Origin of the sequence: Lyngbya sp. PCC 8106, assembly GCF_000169095.1 — a bacterium.
GTDB lineage: Bacteria > Cyanobacteriota > Cyanobacteriia > Cyanobacteriales > Microcoleaceae > Capilliphycus.
On the sequence record NZ_AAVU01000055.1, the window covers coordinates 1 to 24,653 of the forward strand.

General features: G+C 41.9%; 25 protein-coding genes. 15 read left to right on the forward strand and 10 right to left on the reverse strand.

Translation table 11 applies throughout. From position 1 onward, the window contains the following. On the reverse strand, positions 1 to 1,912 hold a 1,912-nt coding region (locus tag L8106_RS25675; RefSeq protein WP_009787445.1), incomplete at its 3' end, for an Ig-like domain-containing protein. Positions 1,913 to 2,532: 620 nt separating this feature from the next. Between L8106_RS25675 and L8106_RS33245 the strand changes: the two genes are divergently transcribed. Both L8106_RS33245 and L8106_RS33250 read left to right on the forward strand, forming a co-directional pair. Continuing rightward, complete coding sequence (locus L8106_RS33245; protein WP_009787446.1) at positions 2,533 to 2,766, forward strand: glycogen debranching protein; 234 nt, start codon at positions 2,533 to 2,535, stop codon at positions 2,764 to 2,766. After that, positions 2,753 to 3,061 (forward strand): hypothetical protein, encoded by a 309-nt coding sequence (locus L8106_RS33250; protein ID WP_198013000.1) that lies wholly within the window; start codon positions 2,753 to 2,755, stop codon positions 3,059 to 3,061. Before L8106_RS33245 ends, L8106_RS33250 begins: the two co-directional genes overlap by 14 nt. A gap of 91 nt (positions 3,062 to 3,152) precedes the next feature. On the opposite strand, the gene L8106_RS30030 is transcribed toward L8106_RS33250, so the two are convergent. Continuing rightward, on the reverse strand, positions 3,153 to 4,241 hold the full coding sequence (locus L8106_RS30030) for an Ig-like domain-containing protein (protein ID WP_375339272.1): 1,089 nt from the start codon (positions 4,239 to 4,241) through the stop codon (positions 3,153 to 3,155). Beyond that, positions 4,223 to 4,885: a hypothetical protein gene (locus L8106_RS25695; protein WP_009787449.1), complete on the reverse strand. Its 663-nt coding sequence runs from the start codon at positions 4,883 to 4,885 to the stop codon at positions 4,223 to 4,225. Before L8106_RS25695 ends, L8106_RS30030 begins: the two co-directional genes overlap by 19 nt. Positions 4,886 to 5,501: 616 nt before the next feature. Here L8106_RS25695 and L8106_RS32635 point away from each other — a divergent pair. The 5 genes from L8106_RS32635 to L8106_RS25715 all read left to right on the forward strand — a co-directional run bounded on the left by L8106_RS32635 (position 5,502) and on the right by L8106_RS25715 (position 10,991). Next, entirely contained in the window at positions 5,502 to 5,651 is a 150-nt protein-coding gene (locus L8106_RS32635) for a hypothetical protein (RefSeq protein ID WP_009787450.1), read from the forward strand. A 66-nt stretch (positions 5,652 to 5,717) separates the two neighbouring features. Beyond that, positions 5,718 to 6,791 carry a tetratricopeptide repeat protein gene (locus tag L8106_RS25700; RefSeq protein WP_009787451.1) on the forward strand — a complete coding sequence of 358 codons (1,074 nt, stop codon included), beginning with the start codon at positions 5,718 to 5,720 and terminating at the stop codon, positions 6,789 to 6,791. Between the two features lie 148 nt (positions 6,792 to 6,939). Next, complete coding sequence (locus L8106_RS25705) at positions 6,940 to 9,402, forward strand: CHASE2 domain-containing protein (protein ID WP_009787452.1); 2,463 nt, start codon at positions 6,940 to 6,942, stop codon at positions 9,400 to 9,402. Beyond that, the gene (locus L8106_RS25710) at positions 9,395 to 10,144 is read left to right on the forward strand and encodes a hypothetical protein (protein ID WP_009787453.1); all 750 of its coding nucleotides are present in this window, start codon (positions 9,395 to 9,397) and stop codon (positions 10,142 to 10,144) included. Before L8106_RS25705 ends, L8106_RS25710 begins: the two co-directional genes overlap by 8 nt. Before the next feature lie 142 nt (positions 10,145 to 10,286). After that, complete coding sequence (locus tag L8106_RS25715; RefSeq protein ID WP_009787454.1) at positions 10,287 to 10,991, forward strand: calcium-binding protein; 705 nt, start codon at positions 10,287 to 10,289, stop codon at positions 10,989 to 10,991. A gap of 168 nt (positions 10,992 to 11,159) precedes the next feature. Here L8106_RS25715 and gmk read toward each other — a convergent pair whose 3' ends face one another. From gmk to L8106_RS25730, 3 genes are all read right to left on the reverse strand, one after another. Beyond that, on the reverse strand, positions 11,160 to 11,720 hold the full coding sequence (gene gmk, locus L8106_RS25720; protein WP_009787455.1) for a guanylate kinase: 561 nt from the start codon (positions 11,718 to 11,720) through the stop codon (positions 11,160 to 11,162). 132 nt (positions 11,721 to 11,852) lie between these two features. Next, positions 11,853 to 12,113, reverse strand: a complete 261-nt coding sequence (remA, locus tag L8106_RS25725; RefSeq protein ID WP_009787456.1) for an extracellular matrix/biofilm regulator RemA — start codon at positions 12,111 to 12,113, stop codon at positions 11,853 to 11,855. A 274-nt stretch (positions 12,114 to 12,387) separates the two neighbouring features. After that, the gene (locus L8106_RS25730) at positions 12,388 to 13,719 is read right to left on the reverse strand and encodes a Rieske 2Fe-2S domain-containing protein (protein ID WP_009787457.1); all 1,332 of its coding nucleotides are present in this window, start codon (positions 13,717 to 13,719) and stop codon (positions 12,388 to 12,390) included. A gap of 203 nt (positions 13,720 to 13,922) precedes the next feature. On the opposite strand from L8106_RS25730, the gene pnuC reads away from it, so the two are divergent. Beyond that, entirely contained in the window at positions 13,923 to 14,579 is a 657-nt protein-coding gene (gene pnuC, locus L8106_RS25735; protein ID WP_009787458.1) for a nicotinamide riboside transporter PnuC, read from the forward strand. Between the two features lie 31 nt (positions 14,580 to 14,610). Further along, positions 14,611 to 14,802 (forward strand): adenylyltransferase/cytidyltransferase family protein, encoded by a 192-nt coding sequence (locus L8106_RS34655; protein WP_071941449.1) that lies wholly within the window; start codon positions 14,611 to 14,613, stop codon positions 14,800 to 14,802. Here the strand turns inward: L8106_RS34655 and asnS are convergent. Further along, complete coding sequence (asnS, locus tag L8106_RS25740; RefSeq protein WP_009787459.1) at positions 14,774 to 16,165, reverse strand: asparagine--tRNA ligase; 1,392 nt, start codon at positions 16,163 to 16,165, stop codon at positions 14,774 to 14,776. The genes L8106_RS34655 and asnS overlap by 29 nt on opposite strands. Positions 16,166 to 16,334: 169 nt before the next feature. Between asnS and L8106_RS25745 the strand changes: the two genes are divergently transcribed. The 3 genes from L8106_RS25745 to L8106_RS25755 all read left to right on the forward strand — a co-directional run bounded on the left by L8106_RS25745 (position 16,335) and on the right by L8106_RS25755 (position 17,858). Next, positions 16,335 to 16,643 carry a carbon dioxide-concentrating mechanism protein CcmK gene (locus L8106_RS25745; RefSeq protein ID WP_009787460.1) on the forward strand — a complete coding sequence of 103 codons (309 nt, stop codon included), beginning with the start codon at positions 16,335 to 16,337 and terminating at the stop codon, positions 16,641 to 16,643. A 127-nt stretch (positions 16,644 to 16,770) separates the two neighbouring features. Further along, on the forward strand, positions 16,771 to 17,124 hold the full coding sequence (locus tag L8106_RS25750; RefSeq protein ID WP_009787461.1) for a carbon dioxide-concentrating mechanism protein CcmK: 354 nt from the start codon (positions 16,771 to 16,773) through the stop codon (positions 17,122 to 17,124). Positions 17,125 to 17,387: 263 nt separating this feature from the next. Further along, positions 17,388 to 17,858, forward strand: a complete 471-nt coding sequence (locus L8106_RS25755) for a tellurite resistance TerB family protein (RefSeq protein ID WP_009787462.1) — start codon at positions 17,388 to 17,390, stop codon at positions 17,856 to 17,858. Between the two features lie 18 nt (positions 17,859 to 17,876). Here the strand turns inward: L8106_RS25755 and hpsP are convergent, their stop codons facing one another. The 3 genes from hpsP to L8106_RS25770 all read right to left on the reverse strand — a co-directional run bounded on the left by hpsP (position 17,877) and on the right by L8106_RS25770 (position 20,957). Continuing rightward, positions 17,877 to 19,043 carry a hormogonium polysaccharide biosynthesis glycosyltransferase HpsP gene (hpsP, locus tag L8106_RS25760; RefSeq protein ID WP_009787463.1) on the reverse strand — a complete coding sequence of 389 codons (1,167 nt, stop codon included), beginning with the start codon at positions 19,041 to 19,043 and terminating at the stop codon, positions 17,877 to 17,879. A 212-nt stretch (positions 19,044 to 19,255) separates the two neighbouring features. Beyond that, on the reverse strand, positions 19,256 to 20,509 hold the full coding sequence (gene rodA / locus L8106_RS25765) for a rod shape-determining protein RodA (RefSeq protein WP_009787464.1): 1,254 nt from the start codon (positions 20,507 to 20,509) through the stop codon (positions 19,256 to 19,258). Positions 20,510 to 20,597: 88 nt separating this feature from the next. Beyond that, positions 20,598 to 20,957 carry a VOC family protein gene (locus L8106_RS25770; RefSeq protein ID WP_009787465.1) on the reverse strand — a complete coding sequence of 120 codons (360 nt, stop codon included), beginning with the start codon at positions 20,955 to 20,957 and terminating at the stop codon, positions 20,598 to 20,600. Between the two features lie 764 nt (positions 20,958 to 21,721). Here L8106_RS25770 and L8106_RS25775 point away from each other — a divergent pair. The 3 genes from L8106_RS25775 (at position 21,722) to grrA (ending at position 24,646) form a co-directional block, all read left to right on the forward strand. Next, positions 21,722 to 23,020, forward strand: coding sequence for a bile acid:sodium symporter family protein (locus L8106_RS25775; protein ID WP_198013001.1), 1,299 nt, complete (start codon positions 21,722 to 21,724; stop codon positions 23,018 to 23,020). Between the two features lie 174 nt (positions 23,021 to 23,194). After that, positions 23,195 to 24,103, forward strand: a complete 909-nt coding sequence (gene grrP, locus L8106_RS25780; RefSeq protein WP_009787467.1) for an extracellular substrate binding-like orphan protein GrrP — start codon at positions 23,195 to 23,197, stop codon at positions 24,101 to 24,103. A 30-nt stretch (positions 24,104 to 24,133) separates the two neighbouring features. Beyond that, positions 24,134 to 24,646, forward strand: a complete 513-nt coding sequence (gene grrA / locus L8106_RS25785) for a GrrA/OscA1 family cyclophane-containing rSAM-modified RiPP (protein WP_009787468.1) — start codon at positions 24,134 to 24,136, stop codon at positions 24,644 to 24,646. Positions 24,647 to 24,653 lie beyond the last annotated feature (7 nt).

Here is a 24,653-nt window from a genome sequence, read left to right on the forward strand (position 1 = left end):
TGAATTTGATCTCCGTCTGAGAATTGAATCCTACAACTTTACCATTATCACCCCAGCCATTTTTGCTGGTGTCACCATCCATATAGTAGGCTGTTGTTGCATCCCCTAGAACGAATAAATCTGGCCCGTTAGTTCCTTCGAGATTATCTTTTTCACCTATCCCTGGTAAAGCAGTGTTGGGATCAACTTCAATAATGATGTTATACCCTGTGTTGTCATTGTTGTTGTCAGTTCCGCTATCGCTACTATCGTTCGGTTGGGTAGTTGCACTAACTCCGTTGATAGTCAGGTTAACGGTAGCTGTGTCGGTTCCCCCTTTTCCATCATTAATCGTGTAGCTGAAACTATCTGTTGCGGTTTCATCGGCTTCGAGATTGTCGAATTGACCGTTAGGATCGTAGCTGATTGTACCGTTGTTGTTGATGCTAACTTGACCTTTGGTGTTCGTACCATCAACCATACTGACGTTGAGACTATCACCGTCTGGGTCGCTATCGTTAGTCAGGACGTTAATATTGATAGCTGTATCTTCGTCGGTGCTGTCTGTATCGTTTGTAGCTGTAGGTGCTTGGTTAACGGGTTCTTCTGGGGTATCGGTTCCGGAATCAGTTCCAGAAACATAGCTAAAAATGTCGTCGGTTAAGGATACGGGTTCGGAATAGCCAGAGATAATTCCAATCATATCTTTGGTTCCCTCAGTCAAGAAAATGCGGGTATCTCCGTTCCTTTGTATTAGCTGATAATCACTGGGACTTCCATGCAGTTGAATCTGATCTTCTGCATCATTAAACCCGCTAATTTCAGCGCGATCATCCCAATTTGATTGGTTGTAGAAAGCTGTGCTACCATTGCCCAGAATAAATTGATCTGGCCCGTTAGTTCCTTCGAGATCATCTATTTCTTTCATCCCCGCAAAGGCTGTGTTGGGATCAAAATCACTGATGATGTTATACCCTGTGTTGTTATTGTTGTTGTCAGTTCCGTTATCGCTACTATCGTTCGGTTGGGTAGTTGCACTAACTCCGTTGATAGTCAGGTTAACGGTAGCTGTGTCGGTTCCCCCTTTTCCATCATTAATCGTGTAGCTGAAACTATCTGTTGCGGTTTCACCGGCTTCGAGATTGTCGAATTGACCGTTGGGGTTATAGCTGATTGTACCGTTGTTGTTGATGCTAACTTTACCTTTGGTGTTCGTACCATCAACCATACTGACGTTGAGACTATCACCGTCTGAGTCGCTATCGTTAGTCAGGACGTTAATATTGATAGCTGTATCTTCGTCGGTGCTACCTGTATCGTTTGTAGCTGTAGGTGCTTGGTTAACTGGGTTCGGGTTTGTTACCGTTCCAGAATCTAGTGTAATCACCCGCAGAGGATCAACGGCCGATTGACTGGTAAATGTAACTTCTAAGATATTGTTATTGGCTCCCGAGATTTTGACAGTATCTTCAGGAAGTCCACTGCTTGGTCCTTCTAGGGTATTCCCATCTTTTAATACTCTAGCCCGATAGCCAACCAATTCGTCATTATTATTGAGAGTTTGCTTCGAGCTTGCATTACCAAACAACTTATCATCCGCCATGAAGCCAATAATCGGATTGTCAAAAGTGAAGGTAGCCGTAAATGTTTGCCGGCTGCCTGTGTCATTTTTCATATAAATGAAATGACTGTCAACAACAGTACCGGCTGCAATCGTTCCTAAATTATTGAGATCCTCCCAATCTTGGGGATCGTTGATTTTGATGTCTTTTGAGAGGGTGACATCTTGAGCTTCATTAAAAAACTGTAAGCTATTGGCACCAGGTGCCCACCAGCTTGAATATTTGTAGGCAGAGCTACCCGTGGCATCATTTAACCAAAAATCATTAATATCAATTTCTTTCGCTTGTCCTGTAAAACTAAGAATTGCCATAAAAATCTCCTAAAACCGAGGTGAGTTGTAATCTGTAAAAACACGGCTATAACTTCTTCTATTACAAGCTAATCTATATTGAGTCTAAATAGACAGGTACTTGTGTAAAGATTGAGTGAAAAGTATGTAAACTTTTTGCAAACTAAATTTTATTTTAGGAGATCTAGTTAATACAGAATGTGACTCGATAAACCCGGAATATTTGTTTGATCACAGGCAAAAAGACGGGTATTGGAAAAGGATTGATCAGGATCAATTGTGTTCGATTGCCTGATCTAGTCATTCTGAGCAACTAAAAAATCTCATTAGTTAATAGCAAAACTCAAAGGATTGGGCTTCTTTTACGGTTCCCAATCCTTGAATTTAACTTCAATTTCATCTCAAATGAACAACGACTAGAAAGAACTAGCGTTGATTAGATTGGACTTTAATTTTGTCCGATCACTTACAGGTGTTATACAGTTATACCTAAACTGTCAGGAACTCAAAAGTCAATTCGCTGTAATGCTGACTCTATCTAGCTGATCGCGTTTTCTCGCCCCCGTTAGTGCATAAGCTTCCTGTTTTGAGACATATGTCACTGTAGATAACCCAATTGCAGATTAGTCAGTGGTGATGAATTGGGACGCACTCAAGAGGGAAATAATAATGCTTATTGTCAGGATAATGAATTATCTTGGCTAGATTGGAATTTGCAAAATAGTAATGCAGATTTATTAGATTTTACCCGTCAATTGATTCATTTCCGTCGTCGTCATCCGGTGTTTCGTCGTCGCCGTTGGTTCCAAGGACAGGCCATTCATGGATCAGCCGTCAGTGATATTGGTTGGTACAATTCAGATGGTGTCAAATGACAGAAGAACAGTGGAGTATGGGGTTTGCGAGAGCGATCGCTGTTTTTTTAATGGTGAAGAAATTCCCGAAGTTGGCTATAAAGGTGAGCCAGTGATGGATGAGAGTTTTATGCTCTTTTTTAATGCTCACTATGAGATGATTGAGTTTGATTTGCCCGCAGGTTTACGCGATCGCAAATGGCGGGTGGTGATTGATACGAAAGAGCCGTATTTTATCAACGATTGGGTTTTTTATACAGAAGATAAACCTGTGCCTGTTACTGAACGTTCAGTGGTGGTATTGCAACGGTGTTAACAGGTTAATTGATTAAAGATCTAAAGATCAAAGAAAGTCGGGAATTAGCTATCACTCCCGACTTATTTTTGGATTAAAATCAGATTCTCAGTTAGGCAACAATAGAGAATTCATTAGCGCTGAGAGTGGGGTTTCCATCAAGAGTCGCTAACAATGTAGAAGTCTGAGAACCGATACCATCGACATCAAAGAACAAATTGCCACTAGCGGTATCATACAAGAAGCGATCATCACTTTCCATCGCTACCGTTCCTAGAACAAACTGCTCTGAAGCGAGGGTTCCAACCGTTAAGCCACCGCCAAAGCCAGATGCAGAGATTTCAAAGCGATCGCCTTCTGAAGCATCAAAGTCTGTAATCATGTCAGTACCGTCTGCGGGTTGTTGGTAAACAAAAGTATCCCCGCCACCTTTACCTGTCAATTCATCGTTACCATTACCGCCCTCAATTCGGTTGTTTGCGGCGTTGTCGGTGCTGTCTGTATCGTTTGTAGCTGTAGGTGCTTGGTTAACGGGTTCTTCTGGGGTATCGGTTCCGGAATCAGTTCCAGAAACATAGCTAAAGATGTCGTCGGTTAAGGATACGGGTTCGGAATAGCCAGAGATAATTCCAATCATCTCTTTGGTTCCCTCAGTCAAGAAAATGCGGGTATCTCCGTTCCTTTGTATTAGCTGATAATCACTGGGACTTCCATGCAGTTGAATCTGATCTTCTAGAGCATTAAACCCGCTAATTTCAGCGCGATCATCCCAATTTGATTGGTTGTAGAAAGCTGTGCTACCATTGCCCAGAACAAATACATCTCCATTGTTAGTTCCTTCCAGGCTATTTATCTGTTTACCTGTGTTGGAATTATCGTAGTCATCAATGATGTTGTATCCTATGGTGTTATCACCGCTATCGCTACTATCGTTCGGTTGGGTGGTTGCACTGACTCCATTGATAGTCAGGTTAACGGTAGCTGTGTCGGTTCCCCCTTGACCATCATTAATCGTGTAGCTGAAACTATCTGTTGCGGTTTCATCGGCTTCGAGATTGTCAAATTGACCGTTAGGATCGTAGCTGATTGTACCGTTGTTGTTGATGCTAACTTGACCTTTGGTGTTCGTACCATCAACCATACTGACGTTGAGACTATCACCGTCTGGGTCGCTATCGTTAGTCAGGACGTTAATATTGATAGCTGTATCTTCGTCGGTGCTGTCTGTATCGTTTGTAGCTGTAGGTGCTTGGTTAACGGGTTCTTCTGGGGTACCGTTCCGGAATCTAGTGTAATCAGAAACAGAGGATCAACGGCCGATTGACTGGTAAATGTAACTTCTAAGATATTGTTATTGGCTCCCGAGATTTTGACAGTATCTTCAGGAAGTCCAGTGTTTGGCCCTTCTAGGGTATTCCCCGCTTGTATTACTCTAGCCCGATAGCCAACCAATTCGTCATTACTATTGAGAGTTTGCTCCGAGCTTGCATTACCAAACAACTCATCATCCGCCATGAAGCCAATAATCGGATTGTCAAAAGTGAAGGTAGCCGTAAATGTTTGCCGGCTGCCTGTGTTATTTTTCATATAAATGAAATGACTGTCAACAACAGTACCGGCTGCAATCGTTCCTAAATTATTGAGATCGTCCCAATCTTGGGGATTGCTGATTTCGATGTCTTGTGAGAGGATGATATCTTGAGCTTCATTAAAAAACTGTAAGCTATTGGCACCAGGTGCCCACCAGCTTGAATATTTATAGGCAGAGCCGCCCGTGGCATCATTTAACCAAAAATCATCAATGTCAATTTGTTTTGCTTGTCCTGTAAAACCAAGAATTGCCATAAAAATCTCCTAAAACCGAGGTGAGTTGTAATCTGTAAAAACACGGCTATAACTTCTTCTATTACAAAGTAATCTATATTGAGTCTAAATAGATAGGTACTTGTGTAAAGATCTAGTTAAAAGTATGTAAATTTTTTGTAAACTAAATTTGATTCGAGGAGATCTAGTTAATACAGAATGTGACTCGATAAACCCGGAATATTTGTTTGATCACAGGCAAAAAGACGGGTATTGGAAAAGGATTGATCAGGATCAATTGTGTTCGATTGCCTGATCTAGTCATTCTGAGCAACTAAAAAATCTCATTAGTTAATAGCAAAACTCAAAGGATTGGGCTTCTTTTACGGTTCCCAATCCTTGAATTTAACTTCAATTTCATCTCAAATGAACAACGACTAGAAAGAACTAGCGTTGATTAGATTGGACTTTAATTTTGTCCGATCACTTACAGGTGTTATACAGTTATACCTAAACTGTCAGGAACTCAAAAGTCAATTCGCTGTAATGCTGACTCTATCTAGCTGATCGCGTTTTCTCGCCCCCGTTAGTGCATAAGCTTCCTGTTTTGAGACATATATCACTGTAGATAACCCAATTGCAGAATTGTCTTGAAACCATGCAACCGCAAGCTACCCGAGTTGAAAAGTTAATCCTCAGTGCGTTAATTGCTTTTGTGACGGCGACTGCTTCCGCCACCGTGGAAATACACACAAAAGCTGACAATTCACTTCCTAACCTCAATTCTGTGATTCTGGCAGATCGATAAGCGGTTGTACAGACTCTAAAATTTTTTGATTCTCTCGTCTACGTTGCTACTTTCTTGGAAATGACTATGAAATCTACCTCCTCTCTACAATCTCGGTTAAAAGTTCTCCGTAAAACTGGACTTCAACAGTTAAATCAAGAACAACTTTTACCTGCACTCAACACCTTTCAACAAGTGCTAGCCATTGCTCAAGAAACAGAAAGTTTAGAGTATCACGTTGAGGCTTTACATCAAATTGGACTTATTCACTATTCTCTCAAACATTATACTTGGTCAATTAACTGTCTCAAACAAATTATCAAACTCGCTGATGCAAACTCCAACTCTCTAAGAGTGGCAACCGTTTATAATGATATTGCTCGGGTTTATTGTGCAACCAAGCAATATTCTCAAGCTCTACGATATTCGGCTCAAGCCCTAGAAAACTTTCTCAAACTTTCCCATCTCAAAGGCATCGGGATGACCTTAAACTATTTAGGAGAAATCTATAATCACCTGGGTATGTTTGAGCAAACTCTACAATGCTGCCGAAAAGCCTTACTCATTTTTCAATATCTTGATGATACCATTCAAGAAGACAACTTAAAAAATAGTGTCCATGAAGCAGCAGCCCTGCATAATCTAGGATTAGCAGAATATCATCTAGATCGACCCAGACAAGCCTTAGCCTTTCTCAATCAAGCTCTCAATATTCGCCAAAAGCTCTGTTCAGCCAAGCAAAATCAGGCTCAAGATGAACAAAAATATTCTGCAAAATCGGTCAAAATTTATTCTGAAATCGCCAAAAATCTTGGGCAAATCGGGATTGTTTACTTTAGCATCAAAGAGTATAAAACGGCGATTGACTTTTACAAAAACGCCATCAAAATCTATCAACAACATCACCAACTGGAAGAACAAGCCAAACTGATGAACTACATCGGAATCGCTTGCTACAAAAAAGCTGATATTTCTCAGGCTTTATGGTATCATCTTAGAGCTTTGGAACTCTTTGAAAAAATTCAAAATTCCCAGTACAAAGAAAACTACTTACCTCATATCCTTTCAGTTTATCAACGATTCAACATCTGCGATCAGGGCGTAAAATTGTATCAGCGTGTTCAGGAACTATTTCAAGTCATGGAAACCGAAGTTAGCTAAAATTGTCACAGAGAAGTCGGGAATTGGATATTGGATATCGAGATCAGAGGTGACATCCGATGTCTATACGGATAATTCATTAGTTATCCCGACAGTGAACCCGAAAGATCGCGGTCTAAAGTTGTTTGTCTGCACATCCTCCATCAAGATGAATCAAACTATTTCCTCATTTAATTTAAAAATTCAACTTGTTGAACAAATCTGTCTCTTTGAATTATCTTGGGGTCAAGGACAACACTTAGAAATCAAAATTCCCTATCCAAAAACGCTGACTCGATTTTATCAAGACTGGCAACAAACTTATTTAAACTTCTACAAAAAAGCGTTGCGAGGACGAGTCGAAGGAACAGGTCAACTTTCCCTTTCAGTTGATTGGCACGCTAAACTGGTTGAGGCAGAAGCCAAACTCCTCTCAGAATTTCATCGCTGGTTACGACACCAAGACTTGTTTGAGATCCGAGCAACTATTGCCAAAGCCGCTTCTGATCATTGGCGAGTCGAACTGTGTCTGTGTGTCACTCCCCTGGACTTATCCCGCCTCCCATGGGAAGCTTGGGAAATTGGTACCGAATTCGCCGCACCAGGAAAAATTCGCGTTGTTCGCACTCCAGCTAACATTCGATCTAAAAGCATTCAGCCCTCGTCTCGTCAACGAAAAGCCCGAGTTTTAGCAATTTTGGGAGATGATACCGGATTAGATTTTAAAGCCGATAAACAAGCGGTAGAATCCCTCTCTGACATTGCTGACATTGAGTTTGTCGGTTGGCAACCCGGACAAAGTTCTACAGAATTGAAAACTCAAATCGCCAAAGCGATTACTGATCCTAAAGGGTGGGATGTATTATTTTTTGCAGGTCATAGCAACGAAACCACTTTAACAGGCGGAGAACTAGCGATCGCACCCAATATTTCTCTATCTCTAAGTGAGATTGAAAAACCATTAACTTTGGCGATGCAACGGGGACTACAATTTGCTTTATTTAACTCCTGTATGGGTTTAAGTCTAGCAAATTCCCTGATTAATTTGGGCTTAAGCCAAGTTGCTGTGATGAGAGAACCTGTTCATAATTGTGTTGCTCAAGAATTTTTATTGCAATTTCTCCGCAGTCTTGCAGAATACAAAGATGCTCACGATGCGATGCTAGCGGCTTGTCAGTTTCTCAAACTCGAAAAACAGTTAACCTACCCGAGTGCTTATTTAGTTCCCTCTTTGTTTCGTCATCCAGACGCCCCTGTTTTTCATCTCAAACCCTATGGTTGGAAACAAAAACTCAAACGCTGGTTGCCCACCAAAACAGAAGCGATCGCCGTTGGGGTATTGTGTGGATTAAGTTGGCAATTGTCTGTGCAGGGATTTTTACTCGACGGGCGCTTGTGGGTACAGTCGGTTTATCGTCAAATTAGCCTTCAGACTCCCAATGATTCGCCCCCGGTGTTGATGGTTTCCATTGACGAAGAATCGATTAAACGGGCCAGAATCTCCGCTCCTCGGCCTATGAATCGTAGTTATTTAGCCCAAATTATCGACCAACTCGCCCTGTTAGATTCTCCGGTTGTCGGTGTGGATTATTTGCTTGATCGCCATCAACCCGAAAATGACCCCATTTTAGCCAATTCCGTTCGCGAAGCTGTAGAAAAGCGAGGAACTTGGTATATATTTGCTACGAAAAGCCGTTCTATAGGCGGTTGGTTTGAAGTTTTACCGGAAATTGCCGATCCCAACTGGAGTTTTAACGGCGATCTGCGGGTTTTGGGTTATCCTCCCCACTATATGAGTCTGGTTCCTTTACCCGAGGAGAATTCCCAACAGCGTTTACCTTTGTCTTATCTACTCGCCTTGGGATATTGGGTTCATTATGAATCTACACCCAATGAATCTACACCAAGTGCGACGACTATACCCAAACCCCAACTTGACGCTTCGAGCCAATTATTATCTCAGGTGAGGGCTTATTTACTCGAAACCACCACAAAAGACTATGGAAAGGTTTTTTCCCCGAAGGCGGTATTACACCCCTTAACCAATTGGGCTTATTTATTGCGTCAATGGTGGTTACACCCGATTATTGATTTTTCGATTCCTCCCGAACAAGTTTATCAAACTATTCCGGCTTGGCAACTCCTCGAACAACCCTCCCAGATTGAGTCACTGATTGACTTAGATAAATATGTCATTTTGATCGCCCCCGGTGGATACGGTGAAGCGGGTGTGGAGACGGAGGGGGAGGATAATTATCCCGTACCGAGCGCTCTTGCTTATTGGCGATATCAACAAACTCCACCTGATTTACGTCCGATTTTTCCAGGGGGTGAAGCTCATGCCTACATGGTACATCATTGGTTGAATCAGCGATTGGTAACTCCGATACCTGATTTGTGGATGGTGGCGATCGCTGCTGTGTTGGGAAAGGGGACGGTTTTGATGTTTGGGCAAATTTCTCGCCAACAGTGGAAACGAATGATTTTGATCGGCGCTGCTACCGGAATGTATGGCGGGGTCAGTTTGCAACTTTATATCACGGGAGGGATATTATTGCCTTGGTTTTTACCAACTTTAACTTTTTGGACGTATCTTATTATTGCTTTTGTGGAGAGGAAATCTTATGGTTAAATTTTATGGGATGCTATCGACAGTTACCCTCACTCTGTTTCTGAGTGGGGAAGTTCTGATCCCGATGACTGCAAGGGTTAGCCCTGTACAAGCCTTGGAAAAGGAGAGGCTGTTGTTGTCTCAAAATAACTTACCTCCTGAGTCGAGTGATGGCGGATCGCGTTATGCGGATACTTCTTGGAGAGACTCCTTTTTTAATAATCAACCCCCTGAGTCGGGAGATGGGGGATCACGAGGCGGGCCACTTTGTCCCCTCACGCCTTTAGATAAAACTACTGGAATTGAAGTGTGGAATGATCGTCCCACGTTTGTTTGGCAAGGGCAATTAGCGCGAGTTGAACTTTATCGTCAGAATGAAGATGAGTTGATCTGGAGTCAAGATCTCGATCAAGGTGATCAACAGATTCAGTATACTGGAGTTCCCCTAAAACCCGGTCAGACTTATAATTTGATGTTGTATGAGACGGTTTCCGATAACTTCCCTTTTCCAGCAAAGCAGGTGACGTTTACGGTGATGAATGGGGAAAAGCGTCAACAAGTGAGTCAGGCGTTAGAACAACTCAACCGTGAACTCAAACAACAAAATGCTTCTGAAGAAATGATCGCCCTTGCCCGTTTTAATTATTTAGCAGAAAATCAACACTGGTCTGATGCTTTGGTTGAAGCTTTTTCGGTTGAAAATCCTACTGAAGAATTACAAGAACTTCGTGAAAGAGCAATTCCTCAAAAGTTTTGTAACTAATTCCCAAAGTGGTATAATGCCTCCGGGTTAGATTAGGAGGTATTATTATCTCTCTAAAGTGATTGCGATCGCTGAGGGCAATCAACTCATTGATCCAGAAATTTTTAGTTAGTTTAAACTTACTCACGTCCAAAATATAAGTATGGCAGAAATTTTAGGAACTCCAGGAAACGATGATCTTGCTGGTACCGTTGAAAATGATTTTATTTTTGGGTTAGAAGGACAAGATACGATTAATGCTAATCTCGGAGATGATACTGTTATTGGAAATCAAGGCCGAGATGTTGTTGCTGGAAATGAAGGAAATGATATTTTATTTGGTGGCCGAGATAACGATTTTATTAATGATCAACAAGGTATTAATCAAATTTTTGGCAATTTAGGCAATGATTTATTAGCCGCAGGTGCCGGAGATGATAGTCTTTTTGGGGGTCAAGACAATGATAATATATTTGGAGGCCAAGGTAATGATATTGTTTCTGGGGATAAAGGTGAAGATTTATTGATTGGAGTTGATATTACTACAGTCAACCCTGGACAGGGAGAAATAGATACATTGAGTGGGGGAACAGAGGTTGATGTTTTTGTGATCGGAGATGACTCTCAATCTTATTATCTCGGGGGCGGGAATACAGATTTTGCTTTGATCACTGATTTTTCACCAACAGAAGATCGAATTAATATTAATAGTAGTAATAGTGAAATTCGATTTGTTGATTTTACGTTCGGAGATTTAGGGGCAGGTGTTGGTATTGTTGCCAATGAAGATTTAATTGCTTTCCTACCCGGTGTAAATGCTGGACAGCTAGAAATTGATGGGAATATTACTCCTGTTTTTAATGATTAGATTTTTACTTTCTGCCGACTGGACAGGAGTGGTATAAAACCTGTTAACCGAAAATATTTTCTAGCCAGCAAGATGCTGGCACTCCTGTCTCAACTTCAATCAAAATGCTCTAGATGATGGGCATATAGGGTAGAGTTTTGTCTAAGCCCATCAACTTCTGCCCTCTCTTTAAACGACTGCAAACAAAACATTTTCAAGCTGTTTAATTGCATCGTCTAAGTCATCATTGACCAGTTGAAAATCAAATTCATTAGCGGCATTAATTTCTTCGATAGATCGTTTTAAACGACGAGCGATCGCTTCTTCTGAGTCTTGACCGCGACTTCTAAGCCGACGTTCTAATTCTAACATTGAAGGGGGTCGAATAAACACTTGTTGAGCTTGGGGAAACCGTTCTCGAATTTGTCTAGCCCCCACCAACTCAATTTCTAATAAAATCGACTCTCCGGCTTCAATGCGTTGTTTAACTGGAAGTAGAGGAGTCCCATAATAATTTCCAGCAAATTCTGCCCATTCGAGTAACTCTCCATTTTCCACCATTTGTTCAAACCGCTGGTGATCAACAAAATAGTAATCTTTGCCCTCAACTTCACCCGGACGGGGGGAACGAGTGGTAATAGAAACAGATAAACGAAGTTCACGATGCCGTTGCAAAAGTTGGCGGACTAGAGTCCCCTTGCCTACGCCACTCGGTCCAGTAATTACAATTAATTTACCTTGAGAAACCATATCATTTTCTGTATTTTTGCTAAATGTGACTTGGGTTCAACAGATGAACCTTGAAAAGATTTTGATATTATTACACGATGCTACTCAAACAAAATCATCAATTTATACCTCAGCTTAATCACGCGATCAATTTTACACACTAGAATCTTCTCTATTGACGACAAATCGATGAGCAACTGTTTCCGGCTGGATAGCAGAAAGGATAATATGACTAGAATCAGTAATAATCACCGCCCGAGTTCGACGGCCATAGGTAGCATCAATTAATTGTCCTCGATCCCGTGCATCTGTAATGATACGCTTGATCGGAGCAGATTCAGGACTAACAATGGCAATCACTCGGTTGGCTGAAACTATATTGCCAAAACCGATATTGATAAGTTGAATATCCATGTAAAGCCTGGGAATAGGGATCACAGAGGCTGATAGCTCTTAATTTAATGATAGAGAGAATTTTTTAGACTTACAAGCCTAAAAACCAGGGAAAATATTGATTTTAGATGGAACTGCGGGGTTGAATATTTTCTCGTTCTCTGATACCCGATTTGAGTTGATCCTCTCTAGCGGGATTTTTCTCAAGTTTTTGGATGAACTTCAAAGTTAGCAATACCAAGTTTTTAGCAGATTTTATCTCCTGAGTTGAGGCTAAAATTTTTGAGAGTTAGAATTACTTTTTGTCGGCATGAACATAGTCAACAAAGTAAAACTTGGGTTCTAATCTATACTTCAGCCAAGCGTAAATTCCTAAGCCAACTAAGGCGGTTAATACGAATGGTAAGCCCGCTCTTAAACGCCAAAAATCGGGTAAAATAGCAGCAGTAGAAATTGCGATAATAAAATAAATGAGTAAGCCCATTTGCCAGCGTTTAATCGCTTTTAAGGCTCCCCGGCAACTGCTACAATGTTGAGTATGTTGTTGGTAGCGATCTAGAATTTCTGGTCGAGTTTTATTCAGGGGTAAGACTTCCGTCTGAGAAGTTGCTAACTTCCAAGGTAATTTTCCCCCACTATATTGCTCGAACCATTTCCGAAATTCGATCACTAAACGATCCGCTTCCGTGGGAAGTTTATAAGCGGTTTTCCAACTCTCTGTCTTCTGCTTTTGTTGGAGTAAACGTTCCTGTTGATGTAAAAATATCATATCTCCATCTAAAACTAAATTCCGAGTTTTAACGTGTTCCCACCAACGGGGAATAATTTTATTCAATCTTTGGGAAAAGTTTCGGGTAAATTGGGCGACAATTCTTGATTTTCCGGGAGACACGGGAAGACAATAAGTAACCAAACCCACTTGTTTTCCATCGCTTCCAAATTCAATTGCATATTCTAAACGACAAGGCGGTTCAAAGGTAATCTTTGTATTAAAAAATCCTTGATACTTGGCTTCAATTAAATTCAGATTAGACTCAATAATTTTTAAATGAATAGGACTTCCTTTTTTCCGATTTCCTTGAACTCCATGATGAGCAAAAGGAACATGACTGGGATCAGCAACATTTTCAACTAACGTTTGCCAATCATACTCTAAGTCTCGCACAAAAGACGACCAAACAAAACCTTGACTTGCATCAATTTGAGGCGATAACGGTAACGGAGTCTTTGCAGCTTGTTCGCTAGAATTGGGATCAGCCCAAACCCAAAGCAGATCATTTGCTTCTTGAGTTGGGAATTGAGTTGCACAAAAATTCTCTTTATTTTTGCTAACAATCTCCGGTTTTTCCGCCTGGGGAATTGACGTACAAATTCCGTTTTGATCAAATTCCCAACCGTGATAACTACACATTAAATTTCCGGTATTTTCATCCACTCTACCCTCGCTCAATGGGGCTAAACGATGGGGACATTCATCGAGAAAGACTTGATAAGTTTGACTAGATTTGGGCTTCCAAATGACGAGATTTATTCCTAATAGCGTAACTGGGGTTGGTTGTTGGGGATTGAGATCTTCGACGGGGGAGAGGGGATACCAGTTTTTAAAAAAGTTGAATTCAGAAACCATTATTAAGGATCAGTAATGACAATGATTGAGCTTGAAAATCAGTCTTTATTATTGTACAATAATTTTGCTTTGTGGAGAATATTTTTTTAGTTCATACTATAATCATTTCAAGTGGGGGTTTAATCAGTAAGAATAGCCGCAAGCGATTTGGATAGTGAAATCAGTCTTAAACTTTAATTTAATCTTATAATTTTGGAAATAAAATGAATAAAAATAGGATAATTTTAGTCCTCGCTGTGATAGTCAGCTTTTTAATTGTGCTAATACCTTGGCAATCAATTTTTACGATAAAACTCAGTTTTTTAGAAGTATTTGCGGTTGTGACTTCAGCCTGGAGTGTGGGCTTACTCGCCAGAAATAATCTTTTAGGATGGTGGGTGGGGTTAGTGGGAGTTGTCGCCTATGCGGTTGTATTTTATCAAGTTGAACTTTATGCTGAAACTGCGATACAAGTTTTTTATTTTTTTACCAGTATTAAGGGGATTTTGATCTGGTTAAAAGGGGGTAAAAATAATACAGAAAAATCTGTTAGTCATCTACCAAAGTCTCAACTAAAATTAAGTATAATTAGTTTTATTCCGTGCGTATGGGGATTACAAACCCTTTTAATTGCGGTGAAAGGAGCTGCTCCTTTTTGGGATGCTATTACCACAGTCGGGAGTGCAATTGCTCAACTCTATTTAATGGAACGTTATGTAGAAAGTTGGTATTTGTGGATTGCCGTTGATCTGATTTATATTCCTTTGTATGCTTCCCGAGGATTATATTTAACCAGTGGATTATATATTGTCTTTTTAGGGATGTCAATTTCTGGATTAGTTTATTTTCAGCACTTGTATAAACAACAGTCTAAACATTAATTTAAAATTCATCTTTTTTAGGAAAATTATCATGACAATTGGGATTACTTTTGGTAAATTTTATCCATTTCATCTTGGACATAATTATTTAATTCAGACTGCAAAAAGTCAAGTCAATTTTTCATTAACTTTCATTATTAAGCGGGCAAGATGCCCGCACTGTTTTGAGGATGGTTTAACGACGAAAAAATCGTTTAAAAATCAATACTTAATGGCGCTCTAGGGAAAGGAATTACATCTCGAATATTAGCCATTCCCGTCATAAATTGAACCACTCGTTCAAAGCCTAAACCAAATCCCGCATGAGGAACAGTTCCATATTTTCTCAACTCCAAATACCACCAAAGTTCTTCAGAATTGACATCCATTTCTTTCATGCGATTTTCAAGAACATCTAAGCGTTCTTCCCGTTGAGAACCGCCAATAATTTCCCCAATTTTTGGAGCTAATACATCCATCGCCCTAACGGTTTTTCCGTCATCCCCCAACCGCATATAAAACGCTTTGATATCTTTAGGATAATCGGTAACAATCACAGGTTTTTTAAACAAGTCTTCGGCGAGATAGCGTTCATGCTCTGACTGCAAATCCAATCCCCAACTCACCGGAAATTCAAACTTTTTATCGGCTTTTTCTAACAGTTTGATGGCATCTGTATAGGTTAGACGTTCAAACTGATTATTGATAATATTGTCAGCCGTCTCTAAGACCGTTTTATCAATCCGCTTATTGAAAAACTCCATATCTTCCGGGCATTTTTCTAAGACAAACTTAAAAATGTATTTCAAGAAATCTTCAGCCAAGTCCATATTGCCTTCTAAATCACAAAATGCCATTTCCGGTTCAATCATCCAAAACTCAGCTAAATGGCGAGAAGTATTAGAATTTTCAGCGCGAAACGTCGGCCCAAATGTGTAAACATTGCCAAACGCCAACGCCATTATTTCTGCTTGTAACTGACCACTAACGGTTAAAAAAGTCGGTTTTCCAAAGAAATCTCGACTAAAATCTACTTCCTTTGATTCAGTTAACGGTAAATTTTTGAAGTCTAAATTTGTCACCCCAAACATTTCTCCTGCACCTTCACAATCACTCGCGGTAATAATCGGAGTATGAATCCATAAAAAACCCCGTTCTTGAAAGAATTGATGAACCGCCGCAGAACAAGCATTTCTCACCCGAAAAACGGCACCATAAGTATTAGTACGCGCTCGTAAATGAGCAATAGTGCGTAAGAATTCAAAAGAGTGACGCTTTTTCTGCAAAACATAAGTTTCGGGGTCAGCATCACCGTAAACAATCACAGACTCAGCTTTAAGTTCCACTCGTTGTCCTTTGGCTGGAGACTCCACCAACGTTCCGACAACCTCCACAGACGCGCCTGTATTTAGCTGTTTGAGAATATTTTGATAGTTCTCTAAATCAAGATTAAGAACTACTTGTAGGTTCGCCATCGCAGAACCATCATTAACTTCGACAAAAGCAAATTCTTTGAACTCTCGCTTGGTTCGTACCCAACCTTGAACCGTTAGCGCTTCATCCGGTTGACCACTTCTGAGTATTTCTGCAATACGTCGCGTCGCCATACAATCTAATTCCTTAAAACTGAGCGATTTTTGCCTAATCTTAACTGTTCACAGAAACAACGGGTATGGGAAATTAACGAATTGCCTCTACACAGGTCACTGTAAAAGACGGTTTCGGTGGTACAATAAACACTTGGCGATTTCAATCATTGTTTAGGAGACCGATTCAATGCCACAAGCGGTTGGCGTTATTCAAGTCCTTGGCTTCCCTGGTGTGCTAGCTGCGGCGGATGCGATGGTGAAAGCCGGACGAGTGACCTTAGTTTACTATGGGTTAGCTGAACGGGGTCAGTTCATGGTTGCTATTCGGGGAGGAACTTCTGAAGTTAGACCCGCAATGGAAGCAGCAATTAGAGCGGCAGAGAATACCTTTGGTTGTACTATTATTACTCACTACACCATTCCCAATCCTCCCGAAAACTTGGAAGCAGTTCTTCCGATTGCTTATAGCGAAGAAAGTGAACCCTTCCGAGTTTAATACTCTTTCACAGATTAGCGATGCGTGAGCTTCACATAAGTTTGAATTTGACCGAGAGAGTCGCCAATCTTTTGACAATCAGTTTAGTTCAATCCCATTAAGTTTGCATTTATTCAGGAGAAATTCCATGTCACAACAAGCCGTTGGCGCACTCGAAACTAAAGGATTTCCGGGAATTCTAGCCGCTTCCGATGCGATGGTGAAAGCGGGTCGAGTTACGCTAGTGGGTTATATTCGAGCCGGAAGTGCGCGTTTTACAGTTATGATTCGGGGGGATGTCTCCGAAGTTAAGACGGCTATGGATGCCGGAATTGCGGCAGTAGAAAAGGTGTACGGGGGTGCATTGGAAACCTGGGTGATTATTCCTCGTCCCCATGAAAACGTGGTTGCCGTTCTTCCGATTGATTTTAGTGAAAGTGTCGAACAGTATCGTGCAGCGGCTGAAGGTTTAACCCTTCCCGGAATGCCTAACGGTCGATAGTCAATTGAGGAATGGGGAATAGGGACAAAATGTAAAGATTTTCAGAATTAATCCGCTCAGATCAAGTCGGGGATAGTAAACAATAGTAGGTGTAGTCGTGGCTTTGGCAATTCCCAAAGTCGAGTTTTGTATTGATGTTCTGATCGCTTTTTTGGAAGTGTCCCTGTTCCTTCTGTCTGAAGTCAGTTGCACGGTTGTAAAGATCATAGCTAGCATATAACAGGTCAACAATACCGATCACCTTAGAGAGGAATTCTCAAAACATGAATTTATTAGAAAAAATGTTTGGTGTTCAGGATACAGCTCGTCGAATATCACTCTCTGCTGCCGAAGCATTTGCGGCGATTGCAGTCGCGGCGATCGCGGCGGATGGCTATCTGTCCAACGAAGAACGTCATCGCATCGTCGAAGTCTTGTTCCAAGTTGATCTGTTTCAAGGGTACTCAGAACAACGCTTGGCAGAACTACTTGAAAAGTTGTTTAACCTCCTCTCTATCCGAGGAATTGATCAGTTAGTGGCGATCGCCAGGGAGTCTTTACCGCACCAACTGCAAGAAACAGCATTTACAGTCGCCGTTGACTTAGTATTAGTCGATGGTGAGTTATCCCCCAAAGAAAAAAGCTTTTTAGTACGTCTATGGAATATTATGGATATTCCAGTCGAAACGGCTTCTCAAATTTTGGATCTCAAAATTGAGGAGTATGACGCGGTTGAAGTCGCCAACCAAAGTTAACAAACACCCTCTCCTCACTCAATCAACTTTCTTTTGATCTAAAATCTGCATATAGGCTTGAATGGTCGTGGTTGCGATCGCGTCCCAACTATAATGCTGTAAAGCGAACTGTTTCGCATTTTTCCCCCGTCGTTCTCGTTCCTGTCGATTCTGCAAAGCTGATGCGATCAAGGCCGTGATTTCATCTACACCCCCTGTACTCACCCAACCTGCTTCTGCAAGTTTTATCTGTTCCCAAATCTGCACCCCATCGGAAATCATCACAGGTATTCCCGCAACCATGGCTTCAGCGACAGCAATCCCAAAATTTTCATAGTAGGACGGTAAAACAAACAAATCAGCCGTTTGTAATAATCTCGCTTTCTGTTCCCCGGTGACAAAACCTGTAATCGTCGTGTATTCCGCGAGAGGAGATTGTTTAATCTGGGTTTGAATTTGAGTTTCATAGGCGGGATCTTGAGGATTTGATCCCGCTAACACAAATTGAAACTGATGTCCTGCGGCTAATACGCCTTCTAACGCCGGAATAAGTAAGTTTAACCCTTTTTTGGGTTCAATCCGCGACATAAACAAAATTACGGGCTGATTGTTGGGTTCTGTCTTTTCCACCGCATAAACAGGAGGATTCACTCCCAACGGAATCACCAAATCTCGGGTAGAAACCCCAAAACGTTCAGAAATTTTTGCTTCCGGTTCACTGGTAAAATGTAGAGCCGATGCCCCCGCAATATTACCCCGTTCTAGTAGGGTTGCATAAATTTGTTTCAATTGCTTTTTTTTCTGCAAATCCGCCGGATCAAGTGTGCCTAAAGGACGCAAAATATAAGGCAATTGACGCATTCTCGCCACTGTCGCCGCCCCACTACAAACGGGAGAAAACAAAGCATGAATATGAGCCACATCAAACTCGTGGGCGTGGTGCCACAACCAGTTTAAAAGAGAGAGGGAAAATTTATAACGTCGGAACGGCGAACAGCGAAAATAACGCACGGTGTAACCGTCTTCAGACACTGGTTGATTGAGTGGCACATCTAAGGGCGGTTGGCCTGTGTCTCCGTTAGAATCAGTCGTTAAAATAGTGACTGATACCCCTTGTGTCGCCAACGCCGCCGACAATCCTCGCACCATCTGACTCGGGCCACCATAGACCAGCGCTATTGAAGGAATAATTTGAAGAATTCGCATATCGTGAACAGGGAACAGGGAACAGCGCAAACTTGCGGCCCGGCGGTTTCCGGCGAGAGCAAAGTTTGCAAGAGAGGGAACAGGGAACAGGGAACAGGGAACAGGGAACAGGGAACAGGGAACAGGGAACAGGGAACAGGCAATAGGCAATCTTGCAATAGGCAATAGGCGATTCTGAACTTCTGACTTCTGACTCCCGACTTCTGACTCTTTTAAAATTTAATTCGTTGTCGATGGTTAGCAACCGACTGTACCAGTCCTATCGCCAGAAAATTACTCAATAGCGCCGAACGACCATAACTTAGCAGGGGCAGAGGAATACCTGTAACTGGGGCTAACCCGATATTCATGCCAATATTAACAAAAACCTGAAACACAATCATACATAAAACCCCAATGGCAATCAGGGAACCAAAGGTATCTTTTGCTGTTAAAGCGATCATCACTATACGCCAACACAAAATCCAAAACGCCGCCAACACGCACAGACACCCAATAAACCCTAATTCTTCACCAATAGCTGAAAAAATAAAGTCAGTGTGTTGTTCGGGGATAAAGTTTAACTGAGTTTGTGTGCCTTGATAGAGTCCGCGTCCGTGGAGTTGTCCGGAACCAATGGCGATCCGAGATTGAATTAAATGATAACCGGCACCGAGCGGATCTTGTTCGGGGTTGAGAAATCCGGTTAGACGTTGTTTTTGATAATCTTGGAGTAAACCCCAAAAGAAATTTCCCAGTTTACCCGCGCCTAAATTTACCAACAGTGCCAACGGGCCAGTTAACCAACGGACAGGTAAACTCCACCAGCCGACAAACCCCATTAATACCGCCCAAATGATCCCCGCTTCTTGATAAACAGTGAATAAAATCACAGAACCGAGGGGAGCGACTAATAAAATCAACCAACCGGGATGAACATTTCCCCAATACAGCATTCCCAGTGTAATCGCTCCGAAAACGAGAGAAGTCCCTAAGTTGGGTTCGATAAAAACTAATCCCCACGGTATAGCCGCAATCACTAATATTTTAATGACATCGAGGAGAGTCGGGGTTGTACGTTCGTGTAATAAGGCAGCCAGAGTAATAATAATCCCAACTTTGGCAAATTCTGACGGTTGGACGTGAAAGCCACCAATATTAATCCACCGTTGCGCCCCTAAAGCGGTTGTCCCGATAATTTGTACAGCAATTAAAGCGATAATCGTGGCGATATAAATGACCCATTTCCATTCTAATAAACGTTCATAACGGCATCGAGCAATAAAAATGGCACTCACCAGACCAATACCGCCCATTAGCCAATGTTGCCACCAGTCTGTTAAGCCTTGATTGAGTTCGACACTGCGGATCATAATTCCGCCTAAAACGGTCAGACCAATAGACAGGAGAAAGAGAAAGTAATCAACTTGTTCCCAAGCCGAAAAGGGGGTTTGCCGACGTCTTCCCAGGCGTATTTTTTCTAACATAGTTTCGGGTCGTGTTTTGAATGGTGGTCTTTTATTTATTGTTTTCAAACCCTTTCAGGCACAGTCGGGAGTTCCGTGTTGAGAATTTTCAGTCAGAAGTGGTCGAGGGTTCGTACAGGTACTCAAAGGTGTTGTTATCGAGATCTCGGGCATAGAAGGATGCACTACCATCTCGGTGTTCGTGAATGGGACTGACTTCTACACCTTGGGTTTGGAGTTGTTTGTAGGCGGTTTCCATTTCTGGGCGATCGTTAAACACAAATCCGAAATGGGCGCCTGCTTGCTCGTAACTGGGACTGAGAAGGGCTAACCCATCTTCTCCAGCTTTTAGGTAAGCCCAGTCTGCATCTTTCCAAACCAACTTCATTCCTAAATTTTTATAGAATTGAGCCGCTTTGTCTATATCCTTAACACAGATTGCGACGTGTCCTAATCGTTTCAGTTTCATAGCAATATTTTGTTAAGATGCTTTTCCGTAATTATTCTACTGTTTCTATTGTGGAGTTTTGGAGTCTCTACGGGTGGGGTTGTCGGAAGATAGGGAAATCGGGAGAGAGGGAGATTTTGCATAAGCTCTGATCACTTAGATGTATGTTGAGGTGAATGGCTCTAAGTGTTATCTGTTCATAGCTGGAACCCCAATGCACTCTCCTTTGTTGGTCGGGTGCATTTTTTTGATCGTGTAAAGGCTTCTGCTCGGTTGAGCTTATTCGACTTTTGTAGGAATACCCCCTCTGCATCTCAATAGATTCTGTGGATGCTACTACAGGCGCGGCTATTGACTCACGTCAAAAAAACAACAGATGTACGGTTGTACGCTATTGTTCGGTTTTTGAATTGTACCGGGGCTTCGCAAACGCTGAAATTCTTGTAAACGATTGATATACTTTTTCTGCATAAATCAAGATTTATTTAGAAATGGGATTCTCTCGTCATTGTGCTGATATTGTGGTAATCAGGTAAAGTTATAATCTAGCTGAATCAAGGTTTTAAGCCTTTGTTCATTCAGATCACTTATATCACCAGCTACCTTTTCCCCTAAGCACCTGGGAGAGCTAATTTATGTTTCTATTGAAATCCGATCTGATTTCTAAAAGAATTTATACTAAGGCTTTTCTGAACAGCTTTCTTGCAGTATTCACAATGATTATGACTGTGACACTGCTCTCATTGACGATCCCATCCTTTGCCATCATTAATCCTGATTCGGCAATGAATCAAAAAGTCTATTCTCAAAAGTTGATTACCCAGTCTCTAGCACCAACTTCCGAGCAACTATCCCCAAACACGCCCCCTAAAATCCTCACCTCAGAGACGGCTTTGTTATTTCAAAATGACCGTTATGTTGTGAGAGTGTTTCGAGAAGGCAACCAAGCTTATGTCAATATCTATAATAAGGAAAGTAAAACTCTAACCCTTAGAAAAGTCCCGGTTTCAATTACTCCGCCTAAAAACCCTAAAAAAGATCCGACTAAATACGTTGCTCTGCTCGGTAATCAGCAATATATTGTGATCATCAACCCGTTGGGTACTTCAGAATTAACTATTGTGCGAGGGGGAAAAACTGTCTACCGTCAAGGGAATAATCAGGTTGAGATTGCCCAAGAAATCGTCGGTGTCTCTGACCCAATTCAACCCGTAAATCCCACCGTTGAGCTAATCAAAACAATATTTATTAATTATGCCAAACTGACTCTCTTTGCTCTAATGTTTTCGATGGCAATTCGCTGGACATTTGAGGATGTGGTCTGGTTAGGTCAGCAACCATTTCTACTGTTGAGATCGCTCATTTCGGTGTTAATTGCAGTTCCAATATTGGGTGCATTAGTCTTATTTATTCCAGGTTTGACGGTGGCACAACGCATTGGTATTGGGGCAATGGTCGCCTGTCCAGGCGCTCCGATGATTCCGTTTAAGAGTCTGAAAGCCGGCGGAGATGCCAAATTTGTCGCCAGCTTACAGTTTACGGTGTGCATTCTAGCTATTATTAGCATTCCCTTAACGGCTGTTATTCTGGCTCAGTTCTATCCCAATCAAGCCTGGTTACCGCCACAAGATATTGCCAAACAAATCTTTTTTGCTCAGGTTTTGCCAATAGGAATTGGTGTTTTACTGGCTCAATATTTGCCTCAGTTAGCAGATGAACTGGTAGAACCTGTGACCAAAATTGCAAAATTCATGCTTTTGCTCGTTACGATTGTCCTGCTCGCCGTCACCCTAGAAAAAGTTCTCAATGCTGGATTTATCGCTTACTTGGCGATGGGTTTAATCTCGATTGCTTCGCTAGCCTGTGGTCATTTTTTGGGCGGGCCTAAACCCGAAAATCAAACCGTTCTAGCCTATGCAACAGCGACTCGCAATGCTGGTTTAGCAATTCTACTCGTCAGCCTAAATTTCCCCAATCTGGATTATATCAAAGGCGGCATTATCAATACGCTGATTACCTATGCCTTAATTGCTGGGATTGTGTCCATTGCTTACACAAACTGGCATAAACGAAACTGTGTCTAGGTTTTAAAGGTTTGCACTGTCCCTCACTTAGTCAAGAACTGTTATAAGATCGTTTTTTTCAAACAATTTGATAATTTTCTTTTCAAGATCAGGACAAATGCAAGTAGCCTAAGATACTTTTAAAAAAGTTATGTAAGATGGGGTTAATTCCAGCTCAAAAATCGAGAAAATAGTATGTTCCCCAAATTTTTGATCGCTTTTTTAGGAATACTGGTCGCGCTTTCGTTTCCCACGACGGCGAAAGCTGAGACTGTTGTTGAAAAAGCTGCCCGTACTGGCATTATTACGATGGGTGGCCGCAGCGATGTTATTCCCTACTCTTACATCAATGATAAAAAGGAATTGGTCGGGTATTCTCTTGATGTTGCTTCTTTAATCGAACAAGAAGTTTCCCTTTATTTAGGCAAGCCTGTAGAAGTCCAGTTTCAAACCATTAATGAGCTTTCTGAAGTGATTCCCAAAACCGCCAATGGAGAAATTGACCTGGCTTGCAACACCCAATTCACTTGGCAACGAGAGATGTTTGTAGACTACTCAATGCCCTACAGTCTTTCTGGAATTCGACTCTTAATAAAAAAAGGCTCCTTAACAGGAACACCAGAGTCCTTAGTGGGAAAACGCATTGCAGTATTGCCTAACTCTTTGGGAGAGTCAACCCTGAAAAGCTTTCAGCCCAAGGCGGTTTTAGTAACCGTTGCTGGAATTGATCAAGGAATTGCCGATCTCGTGTCTGGCAAAGTCGATGCGATCGCTGGAGATAGTGTAGTCTTAGCCGGGAATATTCAGCGAGTCAGCGAGACGGATTATCAGTTAGTCCCTAGCGCTCCCTATGTTCGCTATGCAGTGGGGTGTATGATGCCAGAAAATAACTCAACATTCAGGAATCTAGTTAATCTAGCGATTGCCAAAATGCTCCAGGGCTATGTGATTGGAGAGACAAAATATACAGATATGGTGAACAAATGGTTGGGGCCATTTGGAATTCTGGAGATTCCGACTGAAATTATTAAGGACTATTTCCAAACGGTTCTGCTCAACTATGAACAGATTCCGATTCCAGACTCCTCAACAACAAAGAGATAAATCAAGATCAACAAATTAGGAGAAAGACCCTTGAATATTACAACACATACAAGTTTACTCGGCTTTTTGCTGGTGTTATCAGCCTTCAGTGTCCCGGTGGCAAACGCTACAAGCCAGCCCAGTAAGGAGGCTTCCCCATCCATTGAGGGGCGACTTGATCGGATCACGGCAACAATTCGACATCGGGAAACTCAAGTGCTGGAAACCTCACTATCGGAAGACGACTTATTGATGGTACGAGGATTTGCGGATGGGAGTCGTGGCGGAGGTTTTACTCAAGGTGGGCGTAGAGGTGTTGCGACTGGGCCGAGGGGAGGCAATTTCTACAATGCCCATCCTAACTATGGCCGTGTCGGTGGCCCGGTTGGTGTGGGTCGTGGAGCGGCTTGGGCTGATGGAGGAGGGTTTTACAACGGCACTTATCAGGACGGAGGGAGTTTTGTTAATGGATCTGATGGAGGGGCTGCCTTTAAGAACGGTACTTATGGCGCAGGGGGTTTTGTCAATGGCTCTCAGGGTGGGGCTGGCTTTAGAAACTGGTAGGAATAAG